This window comes from Candidatus Dependentiae bacterium (assembly GCA_013821315.1).
Lineage (GTDB): Bacteria > Babelota > Babeliae > Babelales > Babelaceae > JACDHA01.
Genome location: JACDHA010000027.1, coordinates 1 through 18,988, shown reverse-complemented (window position 1 = coordinate 18,988; position 18,988 = coordinate 1). Strand labels below are relative to the sequence as shown.

Sequence of the window (18,988 nt, the reverse complement as noted above, 5' to 3'; positions counted from 1 at the left end):
ATTCAAGATAAGCTTATTAACTTTATAGTTTCGTAACTTACTTGCTAACATTTTAATAAAAAGAGCGACTATTGCGGTAGTCGCTCTTTTTATTTTACACTAGCTTTAGTGCGAACAAAGTAGAAGTGCTTAATCTGAAAGATACAAGCTCATGAAACTATTTCTAGATTCAGCTAATGTTGATAGTATAAAAAAAGGTATGCAAACGGGCCTTATTGATGGTATAACTACCAATCCAACTCTCTTAAGCAAAGAAAGTGGTAACCTGCGTGATGTGCTTGTCGCTATTTGCAAGATAGTCTATCCTGGTGACGTAAGCATAGAAGTTACTGAAAGTGACCCTCAAGCCATATACACTCAAGCTAAAGCTATAACACAAATAGCACCTAACGTAGTGGTAAAGATTCCTTGCTACACAGAGTATTTACCTATTATTAAAAAGCTTGTCGCTGAAGGAGTAAGTATCAATATTACTTTGTTGTTTTCCGCTGTTCAAGGGCTTTTAATGGGTAAGCTTGGCGTAAAATATGTATCACCTTTTGTTGGGCGTCTTGAGGACATTGACTCTGATGGCTTACAGCTTATAAAAGATTTACGCACTATCTATAACATCTACGGCGTTAAGACTCAAATTCTAGCAGCGTCACTACGCAGTGTTTCTCATGTGCATCAAGTAGCTCTTGCGGGTGCTGATGTAGCTACTTTACCCATTCCACTCTTTGAGTCGTTAGCAGAGCATCCACTAACAATTAAAGGTATGGCTAAATTTGAGGAAGATTGGCATAAACTCGGTATAAGCAAATTTCCCTAAAAAAATCTTTAAGGTAGTTACTGAATTGAACAATGAGATAACATATCTTTATAACTCCATTGAGGTTGTTTATTGCAATAAGTAGCTATAAATTTTTGAGTAAAGTCTTTATTAGAGATAAGGCCTTCAACAAAAGATGGTATTCCTGCTTTATTTGCTTTCTTAAAGCCTTTTTCTGTGCCTTCTAATGTCATTAAAAGCTCAAGAACTTGTGCACTTGCTTTACCAGCAGAACCTTTAAAAGCGTAATGCCATAAGGTATTACCTGCTTTATCACACGTGTTTAAGCAAAAACCTTTTTTAAGAAGAGCTGTTACTGTGTTAATATCGTCATGAGCAGCTGCTTTCAGTAATTGTCTACGTTTAAGATCGACATATGCTTTAACTAGAATATTAGTAGAGTAATCTTCATTGGAGAGTCTAGGCACTATATCTATAACTGATTCAAAAGATGCAAGCACCTGTTGCTCTTGTAAGTTGTCTAAATTAGAAGCTAATCTGCTAAGCTTTATAACAAAAAGCAACTGTTCTAAGGAAAATCTTTCTAAGCAAGGTATATGCCATAGTCGTGCAGTGTTATTTGCTGCTTGAGTAAGAGCATAATTACCCTCGGGACTAACTACTACTGATTCTACATTGGCTCTGTGACCCTTAAGCTCCCTACATTCTAATGTGTGTAAATTCCATAAGCGTGCAGTTTTATCATTTGATCCGGTGAGAGCAAAGTTGCTATCAGGGCTAAATGCTACAGAGTTTACACAGTTTGTATGACCTTTAAGCTCTTTATACTCTAATGTGTGTAAATCCCATAAGCGAGTACTAGTATATGAGCCACTAAGAGCAGAGTTGCCATCATGACTAAGCGCTATTGAAATTATAAGCCCGGGATTGCCTTCAAGTTTTTTAAACTCGAATGTCTTTAAATTCCATAGGTGCATAGTACTACCTGCTGCAGTGAGAGCATAGTTGCCATCAGCGCTAAACACTACTAAGGCTACCCGATCAGTATGGCCTCTAAGCTCGCGTGATTCTAACGTTTCTAAATTCCATAAGCGTACGGTGGTATCATCTGATCCAGTAAGAGCATAATTACTAGTAGGGCTCATTGCTACTGATAGTATCTTGCGAGTATGGCCAATAAGCTCTTTAGACTTTAAGGTCTTTAAATTCCATAAGCATGCAGTCCCGTTATATGATCTAGTAAGAGCATAAGTGTCATCATAACTAAATGTTACTGAGTTTATTGTGCCAGTATGACCAATAAGCTCTTTATGCTCTAGTGTTTTTAAATTCCACAAGAGTATCGTTCCGTTCTCTGATCCACTCAGAGCGGCGCTACCATTAGGACTAAAAGCTATTGATGTTATGCTGCTCGTATGGCCTATAAGCTGCTTATATTCTAATGTACTTAAATTCCATAAGAGTAGAGCTCCGTTATTTCCACCAGTTAAAGCGTAGTTACCATTAGGGCTAAGCGTTGCTGTATTAATCATGCTTAGAAAGCTTGTATGGTCAGTAAGTTTTCTAGTTTCTAAAGTGAGTAATTGTGTGAGTAGTGCTTTGTTTTTCGCAATTAACGCACTCTTAAGAATATCAATAATATCATTAGGTAGATTGCTTAAAGTAGCAGCTTGCTGTTGTGTTGATTGTAAGAGAAGCGTTTCAAGGGCCTTGTCAGCGGCCAAATCTTTTAAGCAAGCAAATGAAAGAGAGGTAATAGTAAAATTTATTACAATAATGAGTAATCGTAAATAGGAGCTAATCATAAGATTCCTTGAGTAAAATAGTAATTTTCTAGTTACAATATTTGGCTATAAAATTTTGAGTAAACTCAGTGGTACGAATAATGCCTTCAGTAAAAGGAGTTAACCCAAACTTATTTGTTTTTTTAAAACCCTTATTGGTACCTTCTAAGCTAAGTAAAAGCTTAAGTACTTGTTCACTTGCTTTTCCCGCATAGCCTTTAAAAGCATAATGCCATAAGTTATTACCTGCTTTATCGCATGTATTTAAGCAAAATCCTTTTTTAAGAAGAGACTTTACGGTAACAATATCGTCATTGGCAACTGCTTGCAGTAAGTGCCTACGCTTGAGATCGATATATGCTTTAACTAGACGATTAGTAGAGTAATCTTTATTTGAGATTTTAGGTAATGTACCTATAACTGATTTAAAAGATTCAAGTATCTGTTGCTCTTGCAAGTTGTCTAAATTAAGAGGTGATTGGCTAAGCTTTATAGCAAAAAGTAGTTGCTCTACCGTTAAACTTTCTAAGCAAGGTATATACCATAAGCATGCGGTATTATCATCTGACCCAGTAAGAGCGTAGTTGCCATTGAGACTAAATGCTACTGATGTTACTCGGTCTGTATGGCCATTAAGTTCTTTAAACTCTAATGTCTTTAAATCCACTAAATATGCACAGCAGTTAATTGATCCCATAAGAGCATAGTTGCCATCAGGACTGCATGCTACTGATGTTAGCCGGGCCGTAGGGTGATTAAGTTTTTTAGATTCTAATGTCTTTAAATTCCATAATCGTACAGTGTTATTATCATAATGTGATGCAGTAAGAGCGTAGTTGCCGTCATGTCTAAATGTTACTAACCTTACAGCTGGTTGTTGATGACCTATAAGTTCTTTAGATTCTAATGTCTTTAAGTTCCATAAGCGTACATTAGTATCCTTTGATGCAGTTAAAGCGTAATTGCCATTAGGGCTAAATGCTACTGAGCTTATCTCCCGAGTATGGCCTTTGAGTTCTTTAGATTCTAATGTTTTTAAGTTCCATAGGCGTGCAGTTTTATCATATGATCCAGTAAGAGCATAGGTACCATCAAAACTAAATGCTACTGATGTTACTCTGCGTGTATGACCGCTAAGTTTTTTAAATTTTAACGTTTTTAAGTTCCATAAGCGTGCAAAATTGTCTTCTGATGCAGTAAGAACGTGGTTACCATCAGGGCTACATGCTATTGATGTTACTAGGCCTGTATGGCGATTAAGTTTTTTTAACTGTAACGTTTTTAAGTTCCATACGCATGCAGTGCCATCCCAGGATCCAGTGAGTGCAGAGTTGCTATCAGGACTAAATGCTACTGAGGCTACAGGCTCGGTATGACCTTTAAGCTTTTTAGCTTTCAAAGGTAGTAATTGTGTAAGTAGTGCCCTATTTGCATCAATTAACGCACTCTTAAGAATATTAATAATATCGTTAGATATAGTGCTTAAGGTAGTAGCTTGCTGCTGGGTTGACTGTAAAAGAAGCGTTTCAAGGACCTTGTCAACGGCCAAATCTTTTAAGCAAGCAAATGAAAGAGAAGAGGTTAAGAGACTAAATAAAAATATAATCCTACGTTGGCCTGCTATAAACATGCACATATCCTTATTTTAAAATATTGTTTTATGTAATTAATAATAAACACTAAATTTAAATTGTCAAATTTAAATTTTTTAAAATTTATAGATTTTTTTTAATAAAATTGTAAAAAATTTATAAGTAAGTGACTATAATGGTTTGCTCGGTAAGACACCTTCCTTTAGGTGGGTGATAAACCCGAGTATTAAATTAAACTTTCTTTTTTAAGATGTACTAAAACATCAAAATGTGGTAGAATAAATACTATAAATTCATTAGATTAAAGATCAAAATAAAGTACTATGAACAAAGCATATAAGTTTAGAATATATCCAAACAAAAAGCAGCAGCAGTGCTTAGCTCAGCAATTTGGGTGTATTCGTTTTGTTTATAATAACGCTTTATTTTACAGAAAAGAGCTCTATGCTGCAGACAAAAGGCATATCTCAAAATATGACCTTATCAAACGTCTTGTTCTTCTAAAAACAGAGTATCCTTGGATTAAAGAAGCTGATAGTCAAGCCTTGCAGCAATCTGTAATGCAGTCTGATACAGCGTTTAAAAACTTCTTTAATAAAAAAGCTGGTTTTCCCCGATTTAAAAACAAGCATAGTCAACAATCTATTGCCTATCCTCAACGTGTTAAAGTAAAAGATAATAAAATATACTTGCCTAAAGTGGGCTGGGTAAGTATAGTGCTCCATCGTCTTTATGAAGGCACAATTAAAACAGTGTATGTATCTAAGGCAGCTAGTGGTAAGTATTATGCTTCACTAGTGTGTTATACGTCTACAGAACCAACGATTATAAAAGAGCTCGATGAAAATAAAGTAATCGGTATAGATTTAGGCCTTCATGATCTTATGGTAACTTCTCATGGACTTGCTACAGGTAATCCTAAATTTCTGTTAAAGGCCCAAATCAATCTAAAGCGTAAACAACAAAAGTTTTCAAGGAAGACTAAAGGATCAAGTAACCAAAGCAAAGCACGACTGTCAGTAGCTAAAGCTCATGAAAGAGCAGCTGCTGCACGTAACCATTTTCAACATACATGGACAAAACGATTGGTAGACGAAAACCAAGCTATCATCGTAGAAGATCTCCATGTTAAAGGTATGCTCAAAAATAGAAAGCTTTCTAAAGCTATTAGTGATGCTTCATGGCATTCACTGATAACTAAGCTTGAATATAAGCTCTCTTGGCAAGGAAAATGCTTTAAAAAAGTTGATCGCTTTTATGCTTCAACTAAAACGTGTAATGCTTGTGGCACTCTACAAGAGATGCCATTAAGCCAAAGAGTCTATAGTTGCAGTTGTGGTTGGAAAGTATCAAGAGATACTAATGCTGCATTAAATATAAAAAAGCAAGGCATAGAAAAATTAAAGGCGGCTGGATATACCGTCTCTGCCCGTGGAGGCCTGTGTAAGACTTCATCTGAAGCTACGGCCTATGAAGCGAGAAGCCTCCTCCTTTAGGTCGAGGAGATATCACTACGCGATGCTCTGCATAAAACTACTTTTCACAAACTTGGCAAAACAACCAGTTTTTGTTTTTTTGAGAGCATTGCCCCTTCTAATGAGGAAGTAAAAATTGCAAAACAAAACGCGCAAGCAGCTGATATACTCATAGTTTGTTCTTATAATGCTTGGAAGGACCCTTTTCAAGAAGCATTGATTAAATCTCTTTTGAGCTTAGAAAAACCAGTAGTTCTTATAGTTACGTGTAATCCTTTAGATGCTACATTGTTTCCTAATGCAAGTAGTATAGTTACTACTTTTAGTCCTACTGTATCTTCACTACAGGCTGTTTGTAATCAATTAAAAGATAAATAGTAAGTGGAGTAATACTTAAAAGAACGCGCTGTTTTAGATCTTAATAAAGTTACTTAACTAAATTCTGTACAATTATGACAGTCCAATGCTATAATTGTACAAATAAGGTTTATTTGGTAGTAAAAAAGAGAAAAATTGCGATGATATCAAGAAGTTTAACTTTACATTTAATTGAAGCAGCAAAACAACTTCCTGTTGTCGCGCTTTTAGGGCCTCGTCAATCTGGCAAAACAACCTTAGCTCGAGCTACGTTTAAAGATCATATCTATATTTCATTAGAAGATCTTGATACAAGGAAATTTGCACAAGAGGATCCTAGAAGGTTTTTTTTTGAAAATCGTAATGAGCATGGTATTATTTTAGATGAATTTCAGCATGTACCAGAACTCTTGTCATATATCCAGACTCAAGTTGATACGGAAGATATACCAGGATATTTTATACTTACAGGTTCTCAGAATTTTCTTTTAAATCAAGCAATTAGTCAAACATTAGCTGGCAGAATAGCATTACTTTATCTATTACCTTTATCTATTAGTGAACTCAAAGCAAAAGAGTTATTGCCTGAGAAAGTAGACTCTCTTATATTTAAAGGACAATACCCACGTGTGTATGCTCGCAATCTTAATCCGGCGACATGGTATCGTGATTATATAGCTACCTATCTTGAGCGCGATGTACGACAATTAGCTGCTATTAGCGATTTGAGTCGCTTTCATTATTTTATACAGCTCTGTGCTGGCCGTGTTGGCCAACTGCTTAATGTATCTTCTTTGGCAACCGATTGTGGTATTGATGTAAGAACAGCAAAATCGTGGCTTTCTCTTTTAGAAGCAAGTTACATTATTTTTCTTTTACAGCCACACTATAAAAACTTTAGCAAAAGATTGATTAAATCACCAAAAATCTATTTTTATGATACAGCAATAGCATGTTCACTTCTTGGTATAGAATCCGAGCAGCAATTACAAAATCACTACCTTAAAGGTAATCTATTTGAATGCTTAATAACTTCAGATTTGATTAAACATTTTTATAATGCAAATAGACGTCCTCAGCTCTATTTCTGGCGTGATAACCATGGTCATGAAGTAGATTGTATTATCGAGAAGGCTATGCAGCTTATACCTATTGAAATCAAGCTTTCAATGACAATTTCAAGTTCTCTTTTTGAAGGACTAAAATATTGGAAAGAAATAAGTGACAATATATATCCTAAAGCCTATCTTGTTTACGGTGGTTTTCAGGATCAAGAGCGTGCTCAGGCAACTGTTGTAAGTTGGCAGAATATAGAAAAGATATTTTCTGACTAAAATTAAGATCAATAACTTAACTATTTTCTTATTGGCGGTTGAAAACAAACCTTTTTTAGCGAGTTTTCAAAAAAAGTAAACAAATACTTTTCTAACTGCTATACTAAAAACATACTAGAAGTTTGCTCTCCTGTTATTGAAACCACTTTAAGGCTAATAAATGAGAGCGTTAAAGCGTGTAGTACGGTAACTAGAAGATGTAAATGCCCGTTTTAGTAGGTTCAATTTTGATTGGTTTGCACCATTTCAGTCTTTTAACTACATTACTCCATAAGGGTAATAGTAGTACCTAGCTTAGTTTTATAAAGTACTAACAAGTGTTTTAACATTAGCTACGTCATTTGTAAGACATCAAGCCATTAGCCTACGGTACTTATTAACAGCTCTTGCAGTTACACAAGTAATTCTTGTTGTAATAATAGGTACAAAACTCAGGCGCTGAACTCTGCAGATGTTAACGTAAACTTCTAATGTATAAAACATTAATTACTACTATGAACGAGAGTGGGGAACTTAAAATACACTAGAACAGCCAAAGCATCTGTTCTTATTGACTGTTAGAATTAATTTATATATACTTAAAAGGGAGAGTAGCATATAACTTAAATATAAGGTACCATTTATGACGACATTTAAAGATCTCAATTTAGCAGCGGATATCCAGAAAGCACTCGATGAGTTAGGCTTTACAGAACCGACTGAAATTCAAAGCAAAGCTATACCGTTATTATTGTCAACAGACAAAATAGATTTTCACGGACAAGCGCAAACCGGTACAGGTAAAACCCTGGCATTTGGTATACCATTATTACAAAAAATTGATAGAACTCGTGCAGTTCCTCAAGCAGTAATAGTAGCTCCTACACGTGAACTTGCGGTGCAAATTTACGATAGTTTAAATAAAGTAGCTTCCCGTATTGGCATTAAAATGGCCGTTATCTACGGTGGTGTTTCTATAGACGAGCAAATTAGTAAGCTTAAACGTGGTGTTCAAATAGTTATTGGTACACCAGGTCGTATCAACGATCTTCTTAATCGTAGATCTCTTTTAGTATCTACTGTTAACACTTTAGTACTTGATGAAGCTGATATTATGCTTGATATGGGCTTTAAAGAAGATATTGATGAAGTACTAAGCTATTTACCAAAAGAACGAGCAATATGGCTCTTTTCTGCTACAGTAAAAGCTGGTATTCAAGGTATCAAACAAAGCTACATGCAAGAGCCAGTTTCTGTACGCGTAAGTCAAAAGCAAATTGGTAGTGAACAAACTATGCAATATTATTGCACAGTAACGTTTAAATACCGTTTACATGCGCTTACTCGTTTTATTCAAAGTGCTCCTGAGTTCTATGGCTTTATCTTTTGCCAAACAAAGATGTTGACTGCAGAAGTAGCTGAACAGCTTATAAAGCGTGGCTATAACGTAGGCGCTCTCCATGGTGACATGAGTCAAGCACAACGTAACTCAGTGATCAAAAAATTTAGACAAAAAGAACTTACCATTCTCGTGGCAACAGACGTTGCAGCGCGTGGTATAGATGTGGCAGATTTAACACACGTTATAAATTATTCAATTCCTGATGATCTTGAAAGCTACGTACATCGTATAGGCCGTACAGGTCGTGCTGGTAAAGAAGGTATAGCAATTACTTTTATAACTAAAAGTGAACAACGTACCATTTATCAGATTGAACGTCAGTTTAGTGTAACTATTAAACCTATCGATGTTCCTTCAGTTGAAACACTTATAAAAGCACGTTTACAAGAAGTATCACAGTATATTGCTACCCTTGAAACTCGTAAACCAGCTCTTTATGATAATCAGTTAAGTGAACTTGTAGCTCATTTAACACCAGATCAGTTGCGTAAAACAGTATTGTTTTCACTCAATGATAAATTCTTAACAACCCTTGATTTAGAAGATGTACCATCAACTCCTACGGCTTATGTGCCTTCTGGTGATGAACAACAAATGCAAGAAGTAAGCTTGTCTGTTGGTTCTGATGACGGTATTGAAAGAGATCAAGTATACGAGTTTATTATGAAAACTGGTGTAGTGACAGAAGAACACTTAAAATCTATACGTGTACTTAAACGTAAGACATTTATCAAACTTACCGGTGACTGTACTCCTGCCTTGGTTAATGCCCTACGTGGCACAACCTTAGGTGACCGTCCTACTCGTGCAACTGTTACCTGCTTAGTTCCTGAAGCTGGCACAGGTCGCTTTGGTGGCGATAATCGTGGTGGTGATCGTGGCGACTCACGCGGCAGAGGTGGCTCTGATCGTCGTGGTGGCAGCAGATCCTCAAGTGGCGGACGTGGCGGCAGATCTTCTGGTGGCTATAGAGGCAATAGATAATACCCTGTTTACGTGAGTTAAAAAATAGTATAGTCTACAAGTAAATATATTATTTTTTAACTCAATAACCTGAAGGGTACTATTATGAACCTATTAAAAGTACTAAGCCTAAGCGTTTTAGCAACCGCAAGTGTTATGACAGTTGCTGCTTCTGATTGGCTTGACGATTTAGCTAGAGAAATTGCTCCAAGAAAGCATTGGCATCAAGCTAAAGCTAACGCAGTTTTAGAAAAGTATGTTAAAAATGCACAAGCTGAAGTTGAGCGTCTTAAAAAAGAAATTAGTTCACAGAAATCTGGTGTAATGGGTTCTTTGCATAGTGGCGGATATAAAGCTGAGCTTAAAGCTGCTGAAATGACAAGAGATTATTACAAAAAAGATGCTGCAATAATAAGTGAAATTTGTGAAAACAAAAATGATCGTATTAAGTTAGTACATAACCTCGCTGTTATTAACGATCTTAACAACGAACTTGATTCACTTAAAAATAAATTAGATAACACTAATTCTAATGGTGATAAAGTTAAGCTTGGAGCACAAATTGCTGCTAAACAAGCTGAGCTATCAGCTAAAAAAGGGTACATCAAAACTACCTTTATGGTAAGCTAAGCTTAGTTTATATACTTTAAAAAGAACCGTCAGGTAATGCTGGCGGTTCTTTTTTTGCTTTAAATACTGTAAATATAAACAAGCACTACCGAGGCACCATTTTTGTTATACGTCAAAGTAGTATACGCTTGAATTTAATTAGGTAGTTATTACACATGTATTATATACAAAGGACCGATATCATGGCTTTATTTAAAAAAGTAGCTTTAAGCTTAGTAGTTGTAACATCATGTGGATCAGCTTTAGCTGATTGGCTTGATGATGTTTCACATCTTGTTTCTCAGAAAAAACAGTTTATTATTGCTGATGCGCTTGCTATCGTAACCACTTACGAGCAAACAGCAAGCAGTGAAGTTGTGCGTCTGGAAAAAGCTCTTAAGCAGCAACAATCAGGTTTTTGGGGTATGCTGCACACAGGTGGTTATAAAGTAGAGCTTGCAACCGCTAAAAATGATAAAAAATACTATCAAAAAATAGCGCAAGTTGTTACTCAGTTACCAGACAATAAAAATCAACGAGAAAAGTTTATACAAAGTTTGATAGATCTAAATCGTATAGAACAAGATCTCTATGCTTTTAAGACTGCTTTTAAAGCACAAAAAGACAGAGCTGAGCAATTTAAGCTTGGTGTTAAAATAACGGCTAAAAAAGCAGAACTTAGTGCTAAAAAAGCATATATTAAAAGTTCGCTTTTACTGAGCTAATTTCTTAACTACTTGGATGAAAACGAAATGTTCTAAGTAATGTGCTGAATTATTAAAGAGATTTTTAAAGCATCGTCAGCTTATTAGTTGGCGATGCTTTATTTTTTAGACAGAACGTATAAATTATGCTATAATTATATAGTTGAAATAAATTACTAAAAGAAAGGTAGTTATGTCAAGTATATTTAAGCTCCATTCACCTTTTGAGCCATCAGGCGATCAACCAAAGGCAATAGCTCAGTTAGTAGAACATCGTCCGGGTGTATCTACGTTAATGGGTGTAACAGGATCTGGTAAAACTTTTACTATGGCCAATGTTATAGCTCAGCAAAATAAACCCGTATTAATTTTGTCGCCCAATAAAACTCTTGCTGCTCAGTTATATGAAGAATTTTCATTATTTTTTCCTGAAAATAAAGTCTGTTATTTTGTAAGTTATTACGATTACTATCAACCAGAGTCGTATTTACCTGCACAAGACATGTATATTCCTAAAGAAACTAAAGTTAACAGTGAGCTTGAACGGTTACGTGTAGAAGCAGCTGCATCTATTATCAATAGACAAGATACGATAGTTATAGCTTCGGTGTCGTGTATTTACTCTTTGGGTAATCCAACAGATTATCGTGAACTTGCAGTTCCCCTCTCAGTAGGGGATAAGTTGTCTCGTGGAGAATTGCTACATAAGCTTATATTCATTCAGTATGCTCGTAATGATATAGAAAAAAGCTCAGGTACTTTTCAAGTGCTTGGTAATACTATAGAAGTAAATTTACCGTATCAAAAGGAAAAGCTTCGTATTGAACATTTTGGTGATTCTATAGAACGCTTAGAATGGATTGATAGAGTTACCAACGAAGTGCTTATGGATCTTGATAATACGTTAATATTTCCAGCAAAGCATTTTGTTACACCAGAAGATAAAAAAGAAAAAGCGCTCCATAGCATTAAAGCTGAGCTTGATAGTTGGGTGCCAGAACTTAAAAATCCAATCTACAAAGAGCGTATTCAGGCACGTGTTACTCATGACATAGAAATGATCAGAGAAAAAGGCCATTGTGCCGGCATAGAAAATTATTCAAGCCATTTTGATGGTCGGATGCCCGGAGACAAGCCTTTTTGTTTGTTAGATTATTTTGGCGATGATTTTTTACTTATGATCGATGAATCACATATAGCATTACCACAATTTAGGGGTATGTATGCAGGTGACAAGTCGCGTAAGCAATCTCTGATAGATTTTGGCTTTAGATTGCCCTCTGCAGCAGATAATAGGCCTTTAAAGTTCACTGAAATTGAAGGATATTTTAAGGATGTTGTTTTTGTTTCAGCTACACCCAGCGATTATGAGCTTCAGAAGAGCACGCTTGTTGCTGAACAAGTTATTAGACCTACAGGTCTTGTAGATCCTCTTATAGAAACACATCCACGTGAAGGACAGATACAGCATTTAGTAAGTCGTATAAAAAATACCAAAGAACAAGGATTTAGGTCCTTAGTTACCGTGCTTACCAAAAAATTAGCAGAAGAGCTTGCCCATTATCTTGAAGAACAGCAAGTAAAAGTATGTTATTTGCATAGTGACATTAAGACGCCACAGCGCACAGAGTTACTTCATAAGCTTCGTTTAGGTATTTTTGATTGTCTTGTTGGTGTTAATTTACTTCGAGAAGGTCTTGATTTACCAGAGGTTGCTTTAGTGGCTATAATGGATGCTGATATAGAAAGCTTTTTACGTGATAAACGTTCTCTTATTCAGATTATTGGACGTGCTGCAAGAAACATAGAATCGCGTGTGATTTTATATACCGATCGTATAACCAAATCTATTAAAGGAGCGATGGATGAAACACAGCGTCGTCGTGACAAGCAAATAGCATACAATACAGAACATGATATCACGCCGTTAAGCGTTAAACGTGAAGTTAAAAAAAGTATCTCAAAGATGCAACAAGCTATAGCCGATGCTTCAAAGTCAAAACGTAAAAAACAGCAAGAGCTTGATTTAGTTGGTATACACGAGCGTATAGCTGAACTTGAGACACTTATGCAAGCAGCAGCTGAAAATTTTGAATTTGAGAAAGCAATAGAGCTTCGTGAAGAATGGTTTGAACTTAAAAAACTTATTTAATAAATCAGTTAACAAATACCCTAACTAATAAATACTTTAAAGGGGCACACCCCTTTAGATCCCCAAAAACTACTAGATACAACTAAGCAATAGGCATAACCTATTGCTTAGTTGTATCTAGTAACTCTAGTAAAGTCCCATCTTTTAAACCTTGTTAGATTCATAGAGCCTAAAATTTTTACGAATATTCTTTATTAATATATTATTATATGTTAATATAAATATATATTAATATGTAAGAATGCAAAATAAAAGGAAATATCATGAATACCAAACAGGATATATCTCATATACTTATAGCATTACCTAAAGAACAACATAGAAGACTTAAAACAAAAGCCGCTGCTCTTGGTAAAACTATGCGTGAGATAATTCTAGAAGCTCTTGAAGCGCTTGATGTATGTTCACTAAGTGCCCACCAGCCAAACCAAGAAACTCAACAAGTTCTTAACGAAGTTATAGAAGGAAAAAATCTTGTAAGAGCAACAAGTGTAGATGATTTTATAAAAAGAATAAGGTCAGTATAAATGCTTACTGCTATTTATAAAAACGCTTTTATAAAAGATATAAACAAAGCTAAAAAACGCGGCAAAGATATAGAAAAACTCGTCGCTTTAGTTCAATTGTTGCTTGAGAAAAAAGCTCTGCCTGAAAAAAATCGTAACCATAGGCTTCAAGGTACATACAAAGGCTTTTGGGAATGTCATATTGAACCAGATTGGTTACTTATTTACTATCCAGCTGAAACTGAAATTGTTTTTGCAAGAACAGGCACTCATTCTGATTTATTTTAATAGAAATTTAAAATAGTTGAGCATTGCTATAAAAAAGAGGAGTGGTTTACCACTCCTCTTCAGTTAATAATATCGATAGAGCTAAAAGCCTATACAAATACTAAATTTTTAATTTCTATGCTTTATACTATTATAAAACTTTATCTTATTTATTGCTAGGCCTTAATCCTGTATCTCTTCAATTGTAATAGTAGGTTGTGCCTTTTGGGTTTCATATTCTTTAATAAGATCTGTAAAAGCATTAATATTTACTGTGTCTTTAAAATCTCTTATTAAATCTTGAGCACTTATAGTAATACAGTATTCTAAAAGCAACTTAGCCATGGGTATATTTTTTTTAGCTACTGCTAAATGAAAGAGTGTTAGATTAAAGAATGTATTACTCTTTAATTGCTCAGTACTATTATCAGAATCAGTATTTTTTATCTTCATATTTACATTTGCTCCTGCTTTTAAAGCAGTTTGAGCTTCTTGTATAGTTGAGTATTTAACTGATAGAAGTAATTCTTTTTCTAATTTTTTTTCTACAGCATGGGCAATAATTATATTTCTTATGTCGTTTGGTAGATTAGTAAAATAATTTGAATTAATTTGTTTACCTACTAAAACATTTTGCAAAATGCTTATTCTCTTTTGTTTTAAATACTCAGTAATAATTGTAAAAATTTTATTTTTAACCTCACGAAGTTGAGGATTGCAAAATAAAGTGACAAGGAGCTTATTTATCCACATACATTGTAATGTTTTATCTAAGCAATCTGGAGTTTTTTCAAGAAATAACTTAACCATTTCTAATTTATAGTTTTTTCCAGCAATATATAATGGTATCTCTTTTTTAAAGTTCTTAAGAGTTGTTTTAGCGCCATGCTCTAATAAAATATGAGCTATTTGCTCATTTCCATTTGCAGCACAATGATGGAGGGCTGTTCCTAGCTCTTCTCGTGCTATTTCTGCTGCTTTCAGACGCTGTTCATTGGACCAAAATAGTATTGACTTAAGACTAGCTAGCTCAGGTGGATGAGGCTTTTGGTAATTAACATCAGCTCCCTGCTCTAACGCGTTAAGTACTTTGTCTTTATCCTGTGCTGCTACTGCTTCTAAAAGTTGTTTATTATAGCAACCGGTAGCGTAATTACGAACTTTACCAGTATAGTATTGCATAGTAAAACTTGTTGTAGGTAGTAATAAGATTGAGGCTAATAGATATAATTTCAAGGTTAATCTCCCTTCTTTCTATAATTTAGTAATAAATTTATTTTTAACTATAAGTAAGTATTAATTGTGTAGTTCTTCAATTGTAACAGTAGATTGTTGTTGAGCTTTGTATTCTTTAACAAGTTGTATACAAGCTTCTGGAAGCAAAGGATGATACATATCTTGTGCTATAAGTTGAGCTACCTCATAAGGCAATTTGCTTTGCAGTATTTTTACTAAAGCTTCTTGCTTTTTTAGAATATTAGGCAAAAAATAAGGTAAAAGAGCTGTGTCATTTAAAGCTATAGTACTTTGTTTTCTCTTGGATATGCTTTCTTCTGTTATAATTGGCAGTATACCTACTTTTATAAATGGGTTAGCACCGTAATCAACTAATAGTTGTATAAGTTTATCGTTTATTTTTTGTGCAAAATGGAGACGGTGAAGTGGTGTGCGACTACGCCTTTTTTTAGCATTAACATCTGCACCATATTCAAGAAGTAGTTTTACCAAAGGTACATTGTCTTGAGCTACCGCTAAATGAAGAGGGGTTGGTGCCCTTTCTAAACCCAAGTCACCAAAGCCAGTATAGTTAGTTTTTTTAACTCTAGTATTTACATGAGCTCCAGCAGCTAAAGCCAACTGAGCATCTTGTATATTGCCACATTTAACTGCTGCAATTAATCTTTCTTCTAGTTCAGTTTGGACAGCATAAGTAATAATACTAGTCAGTATGTCATTAGGTAGAGTACTAATGTATGCCTGCTGTTTTTGTTTATTTAACAAAATACTCATTAGAGCATTCAGCTTTTTTTGTTTTAAATACTCAGTAAGGAGCTGAAAAGCAAGATCCTTAGCTCTTCCTTTTCCATGTAATCCTTGACCTCTTGAAAAATAAGTGAGGGCATTAATACAATTTTTAGTTTTAATTAAACAGTCTGGTGTATTCTCTAGCAAAAAACGAAGCATTTCTTGTTGATTTTCTGCTACTGCTGTAAACAAAGGAATTTCTTCTCTATGATTAGTTAGAGTTGTTTTAGCACCATGCTTTAATAAAAGGCTTGCTATCTCTTTATTCCCGTTTTTAGCACAGCTATGTAATGCTGTTCCAGGATGATATCGAAATAATATGTGGTCTAGGTTAAGAGCTTCAGGATTCAAAAACAAAGCTTTTAGGCTGCCTTTTTGTGGTGGACAAGGTTTATGATAATTAACATCAGCTCCTTGCTCTAATGCATTCAGTACGCCGTCTTTATCTTCTGCTGCTGCAGCTTCTAATAACTGCTTATTATAGCAACCAGTGGCGTAATTATAAATTTTACCAACGTAACGGTGCATGCTGAAGCTTGTTGCCGATACTAATAAGCTTAAGGCTAATAAATAGATTTTCATGACTAGTCCAATAATTTAATTTTTTTATAACACTTAATATTATTAATTATTAACTATTTTAAACTATTTGTCAAATTAACTGGGATTGGTAGTAACTTGCTTTATCACTTACTGTATCAATTGTAGTCTTCTTAAGATGTCTGTCCATTGGTCTTCGGAAAACCACAGTTTGCCTAAAGGTCGTGTTTCTTGAATTGCTATAACATGCGGAATATGCCATTGCTCTGCTGAATGGTTGTGGCTAGATACAACAGCAAGCGTAAAGTTAAGACGAGGATGTAAACGGGAAATAAGTTGCACAAATTCTGCTGCATCAGCAGGCTGAATATATTGTGAACGTATAAATAATACTGATCCGTTTGAATGAAGTGCTGCCTTAAAGCGCTCAATACGTCGAGCGTATTTTTCTTGTGCTTGGGGCACAAACTGCGTAAAATTAGGTACAATCATACCCGTAAATTCTTGATCGTTTTTCTGATAAGACGGATTTTGTAGGGTAGGAAAGTCATGGACAAATGCCATAAGATAGTGTTTGTTAACTACCGTATGCTGTGTTTTCACTAAAAAAGGTGTATGTAAGAAATTGGCAAAATTGTTTTGTATAAGCTGCGTAAGTTTACTAAATACAAAAGTGCGCATCCAATCAAAAGGATATGCTTCGTGTCTTAATTTATATTTATTAAGTTGAGTTGCAACTTCGCAATCAGAGCCAAGACTAATAATTTTATCAAAACGAGCTAGTGACTGAGCTCTACCTGTAGAGGATAGTAAAAGTAGGCTTGTTAGGATACATCTCAAAAACACTCTGCTCTCCTAAAACATATATACACTTAAGCTAGAGAGAGCTCCAGAAAGTTCTGGAGCTCATAGAAATTAGAAGCGAGCTGATTGAGCTTGGGAAGCGTTTGCAGGGCGAGAATCAACTACTGTATATTTGCCAGCAGTGTTATCAATGTGATGTTTGCGGCCTACGGTGCGTATTTCTTGTGTGAAGTTATTTGTCGCTTTTGTATGTTGTTCAAGAAGTAATTTGCGTTGAGCAACAGAGTCTCTTAATTGACGATTAATTTCGTTAATCTTTTTTGCGTTATCAGGACTTGTGTTAACATTGTTAACTTGATCCTGAAGGCGTTGGATTTTTGCATCTAACTGCTCGACTTGTTGATTTACTGCGTCACGTTCCGCTTGTACTTTAGCAACTCTTTCACGACCTTGTTGAATGGTCATGCCTACTGCTTGAACTTGAGCAACAGATCCTGCTACCAGTAAAGCTAATGCAAAATTTTTCATAGAACCCCCTTTATAAGTTATAATAATACTCCCTACTAAACCATTCTAGTAGGTGACCTCACTAGTAAGCTTAGAAAATAACTAAATATATTTGCAATATTTTTTTTAAATTAGCTGTCTACAAGTTGATCTACTGGTCTACTATAAGGTATGCTAAACGTAGATTATTGTTTTTTAGATACCATTATATAAGGATAGTTATGAAAATTTTTTTTAGAAATACTGGTAATGCTCTGCCCCTACTGGCAGTTGTATGCTTATTGCTTCCCTGTTGCTTAAACAGAACAGAAGATCTTTTTAAATCGACACCTGTAGTAACTTCTCAAGAAGTGGTATCTCTTTTTCCTACGTCAGTAAGTGCAGTTACTGCTCTTGCTCGCAAAACTATAGATACTGCTCAATTAGGCTTACACAAGATTTTAAGTGTACCCCATGAGCAAAGAAATTTTAGTAATACGTTAGGCAATCTTGACGGTCTGGGGAACAAAATAGGTGTTGCTGCCAGTATTATAGGCATACTTACTATGGTAAGTCCTGATGAAGCTGTAAGAAATGAAGCTCAAGTGCAAAGTATAGCTCTGCAGAATTTTGCGACTGAACATATTACTCATAATAAGGAGCTCTATAAAGCTATTGAGTATTACATTCAGCATAAAGCAGCAGGAGAAAAACTTAGCCAGTCACAACGGTATTTTATTGAACAAACGCTTAAAGGGTATAAGCATACCGGAATCCAATTATCTGACGATCAACAAGAAAAAATAAAGAAAATTAAAACCGAACTGAGTACGCTTGAACTTGAGTTTGATAAAAATATAGCCTCGGACAATAAAACTATTCTAGTATCGTTAAAAGAATTAGACGGTGTGCCCCAAAAGTTTATTGCTACATTAGAAAAAAGTCCTGAGGGTAGTTACAAAATAGGAGTAGATTATCCTACATATAGTGCTGTTATGGACAACTGTACTATAGAATCAACTCGCAAAAGTTTGTGGCAAGCATTTAATTTGCGAGGATATCCTAAAAACAGAGAGTTGCTTGATCGTATACGTGTGTTACGTTTAGAATTGGCACATATTATTGGTTTTAAAGATTATGCTCATCTTGATATTGATGGTGAAATGGCTCAAACTCCAGAAAAAGTAGCAGCATTTTTAAGTGAATTAGTAACTCGCTGCGAACAAAAAGTTGCGCA

Annotated in this window: 17 protein-coding genes; 11 read left to right on the top strand and 6 right to left on the bottom strand. The window is 35.1% G+C overall.

Annotated features, from left to right (window positions below; genetic code table 11):
• Positions 1-151: 151 nt before the first annotated feature.
• On the top strand, positions 152-811 hold the full coding sequence (locus H0X48_05955; GenBank protein ID MBA3954835.1) for a fructose-6-phosphate aldolase: 660 nt from the start codon (positions 152-154) through the stop codon (positions 809-811).
• Positions 812-828: 17 nt separating this feature from the next.
• Here H0X48_05955 and H0X48_05950 read toward each other — a convergent pair whose 3' ends face one another.
• Both H0X48_05950 and H0X48_05945 read right to left on the bottom strand, forming a co-directional pair.
• A complete protein-coding gene (locus H0X48_05950) occupies positions 829-2,577 on the bottom strand; it encodes a WD40 repeat domain-containing protein (protein MBA3954834.1) in 1,749 nt (582 codons plus the stop codon).
• Between the two features lie 28 nt (positions 2,578-2,605).
• The gene (locus tag H0X48_05945; GenBank protein ID MBA3954833.1) at positions 2,606-4,186 is read right to left on the bottom strand and encodes a hypothetical protein; all 1,581 of its coding nucleotides are present in this window, start codon (positions 4,184-4,186) and stop codon (positions 2,606-2,608) included.
• A gap of 285 nt (positions 4,187-4,471) precedes the next feature.
• On the opposite strand from H0X48_05945, the gene tnpB reads away from it, so the two are divergent.
• From tnpB to H0X48_05900, 9 genes are all read left to right on the top strand, one after another.
• Complete coding sequence (gene tnpB, locus H0X48_05940) at positions 4,472-5,644, top strand: IS200/IS605 family element transposase accessory protein TnpB (GenBank protein ID MBA3954832.1); 1,173 nt, start codon at positions 4,472-4,474, stop codon at positions 5,642-5,644.
• Between the two features lie 195 nt (positions 5,645-5,839).
• A complete protein-coding gene (locus H0X48_05935) occupies positions 5,840-6,001 on the top strand; it encodes a hypothetical protein (GenBank protein ID MBA3954831.1) in 162 nt (53 codons plus the stop codon).
• Between the two features lie 140 nt (positions 6,002-6,141).
• On the top strand, positions 6,142-7,314 hold the full coding sequence (locus H0X48_05930) for an ATP-binding protein (GenBank protein ID MBA3954830.1): 1,173 nt from the start codon (positions 6,142-6,144) through the stop codon (positions 7,312-7,314).
• A 622-nt stretch (positions 7,315-7,936) separates the two neighbouring features.
• Entirely contained in the window at positions 7,937-9,679 is a 1,743-nt protein-coding gene (locus H0X48_05925; protein MBA3954829.1) for a DEAD/DEAH box helicase, read from the top strand.
• A gap of 84 nt (positions 9,680-9,763) precedes the next feature.
• A complete protein-coding gene (locus tag H0X48_05920) occupies positions 9,764-10,288 on the top strand; it encodes a hypothetical protein (GenBank protein MBA3954828.1) in 525 nt (174 codons plus the stop codon).
• Between the two features lie 182 nt (positions 10,289-10,470).
• On the top strand, positions 10,471-10,992 hold the full coding sequence (locus tag H0X48_05915) for a hypothetical protein (protein ID MBA3954827.1): 522 nt from the start codon (positions 10,471-10,473) through the stop codon (positions 10,990-10,992).
• A 172-nt stretch (positions 10,993-11,164) separates the two neighbouring features.
• Positions 11,165-13,123 (top strand): excinuclease ABC subunit UvrB, encoded by a 1,959-nt coding sequence (gene uvrB / locus H0X48_05910; GenBank protein ID MBA3954826.1) that lies wholly within the window; start codon positions 11,165-11,167, stop codon positions 13,121-13,123.
• Between the two features lie 263 nt (positions 13,124-13,386).
• Positions 13,387-13,650: a hypothetical protein gene (locus tag H0X48_05905; GenBank protein ID MBA3954825.1), complete on the top strand. Its 264-nt coding sequence runs from the start codon at positions 13,387-13,389 to the stop codon at positions 13,648-13,650.
• Positions 13,651-13,917 carry a type II toxin-antitoxin system YafQ family toxin gene (locus H0X48_05900; protein ID MBA3954824.1) on the top strand — a complete coding sequence of 89 codons (267 nt, stop codon included), beginning with the start codon at positions 13,651-13,653 and terminating at the stop codon, positions 13,915-13,917.
• A gap of 162 nt (positions 13,918-14,079) precedes the next feature.
• On the opposite strand, the gene H0X48_05895 is transcribed toward H0X48_05900, so the two are convergent.
• From H0X48_05895 to H0X48_05880, 4 genes are all read right to left on the bottom strand, one after another.
• Entirely contained in the window at positions 14,080-15,132 is a 1,053-nt protein-coding gene (locus H0X48_05895) for a hypothetical protein (GenBank protein MBA3954823.1), read from the bottom strand.
• A 60-nt stretch (positions 15,133-15,192) separates the two neighbouring features.
• Positions 15,193-16,503 (bottom strand): ankyrin repeat domain-containing protein, encoded by a 1,311-nt coding sequence (locus H0X48_05890; protein MBA3954822.1) that lies wholly within the window; start codon positions 16,501-16,503, stop codon positions 15,193-15,195.
• Between the two features lie 108 nt (positions 16,504-16,611).
• Positions 16,612-17,307, bottom strand: coding sequence for a hypothetical protein (locus H0X48_05885; protein MBA3954821.1), 696 nt, complete (start codon positions 17,305-17,307; stop codon positions 16,612-16,614).
• Between the two features lie 69 nt (positions 17,308-17,376).
• Positions 17,377-17,793: a hypothetical protein gene (locus tag H0X48_05880; GenBank protein MBA3954820.1), complete on the bottom strand. Its 417-nt coding sequence runs from the start codon at positions 17,791-17,793 to the stop codon at positions 17,377-17,379.
• Between the two features lie 200 nt (positions 17,794-17,993).
• Between H0X48_05880 and H0X48_05875 the strand changes: the two genes are divergently transcribed.
• The coding region (locus H0X48_05875) for a hypothetical protein (protein ID MBA3954819.1) at positions 17,994-18,988 on the top strand (995 nt) is incomplete at its 3' end.

Excerpts from the sequence above, each read along its gene's own strand:
- H0X48_05925 (MBA3954829.1), top strand. The coding sequence starts at position 7,937 with ATGACGACATTTAAAGATCTCAATTTAGCAGCGGATATCCAGAAAGCA.
- H0X48_05915 (MBA3954827.1), top strand. The coding sequence starts at position 10,471 with ATGGCTTTATTTAAAAAAGTAGCTTTAAGCTTAGTAGTTGTAACATCA.
- H0X48_05905 (MBA3954825.1), top strand. The coding sequence starts at position 13,387 with ATGAATACCAAACAGGATATATCTCATATACTTATAGCATTACCTAAA.
- H0X48_05880 (MBA3954820.1), bottom strand. The coding sequence starts at position 17,793 with ATGAAAAATTTTGCATTAGCTTTACTGGTAGCAGGATCTGTTGCTCAA.
- H0X48_05900 (MBA3954824.1), top strand. The coding sequence starts at position 13,651 with ATGCTTACTGCTATTTATAAAAACGCTTTTATAAAAGATATAAACAAA.
- H0X48_05945 (MBA3954833.1), bottom strand. The coding sequence starts at position 4,186 with ATGTTTATAGCAGGCCAACGTAGGATTATATTTTTATTTAGTCTCTTA.
- tnpB (MBA3954832.1), top strand. The coding sequence starts at position 4,472 with ATGAACAAAGCATATAAGTTTAGAATATATCCAAACAAAAAGCAGCAG.
- H0X48_05920 (MBA3954828.1), top strand. The coding sequence starts at position 9,764 with ATGAACCTATTAAAAGTACTAAGCCTAAGCGTTTTAGCAACCGCAAGT.
- uvrB (MBA3954826.1), top strand. The coding sequence starts at position 11,165 with ATGTCAAGTATATTTAAGCTCCATTCACCTTTTGAGCCATCAGGCGAT.
- H0X48_05930 (MBA3954830.1), top strand. The coding sequence starts at position 6,142 with ATGATATCAAGAAGTTTAACTTTACATTTAATTGAAGCAGCAAAACAA.
- H0X48_05890 (MBA3954822.1), bottom strand. The coding sequence starts at position 16,503 with ATGAAAATCTATTTATTAGCCTTAAGCTTATTAGTATCGGCAACAAGC.
- H0X48_05955 (MBA3954835.1), top strand. The coding sequence starts at position 152 with ATGAAACTATTTCTAGATTCAGCTAATGTTGATAGTATAAAAAAAGGT.
- H0X48_05950 (MBA3954834.1), bottom strand. The coding sequence starts at position 2,577 with ATGATTAGCTCCTATTTACGATTACTCATTATTGTAATAAATTTTACT.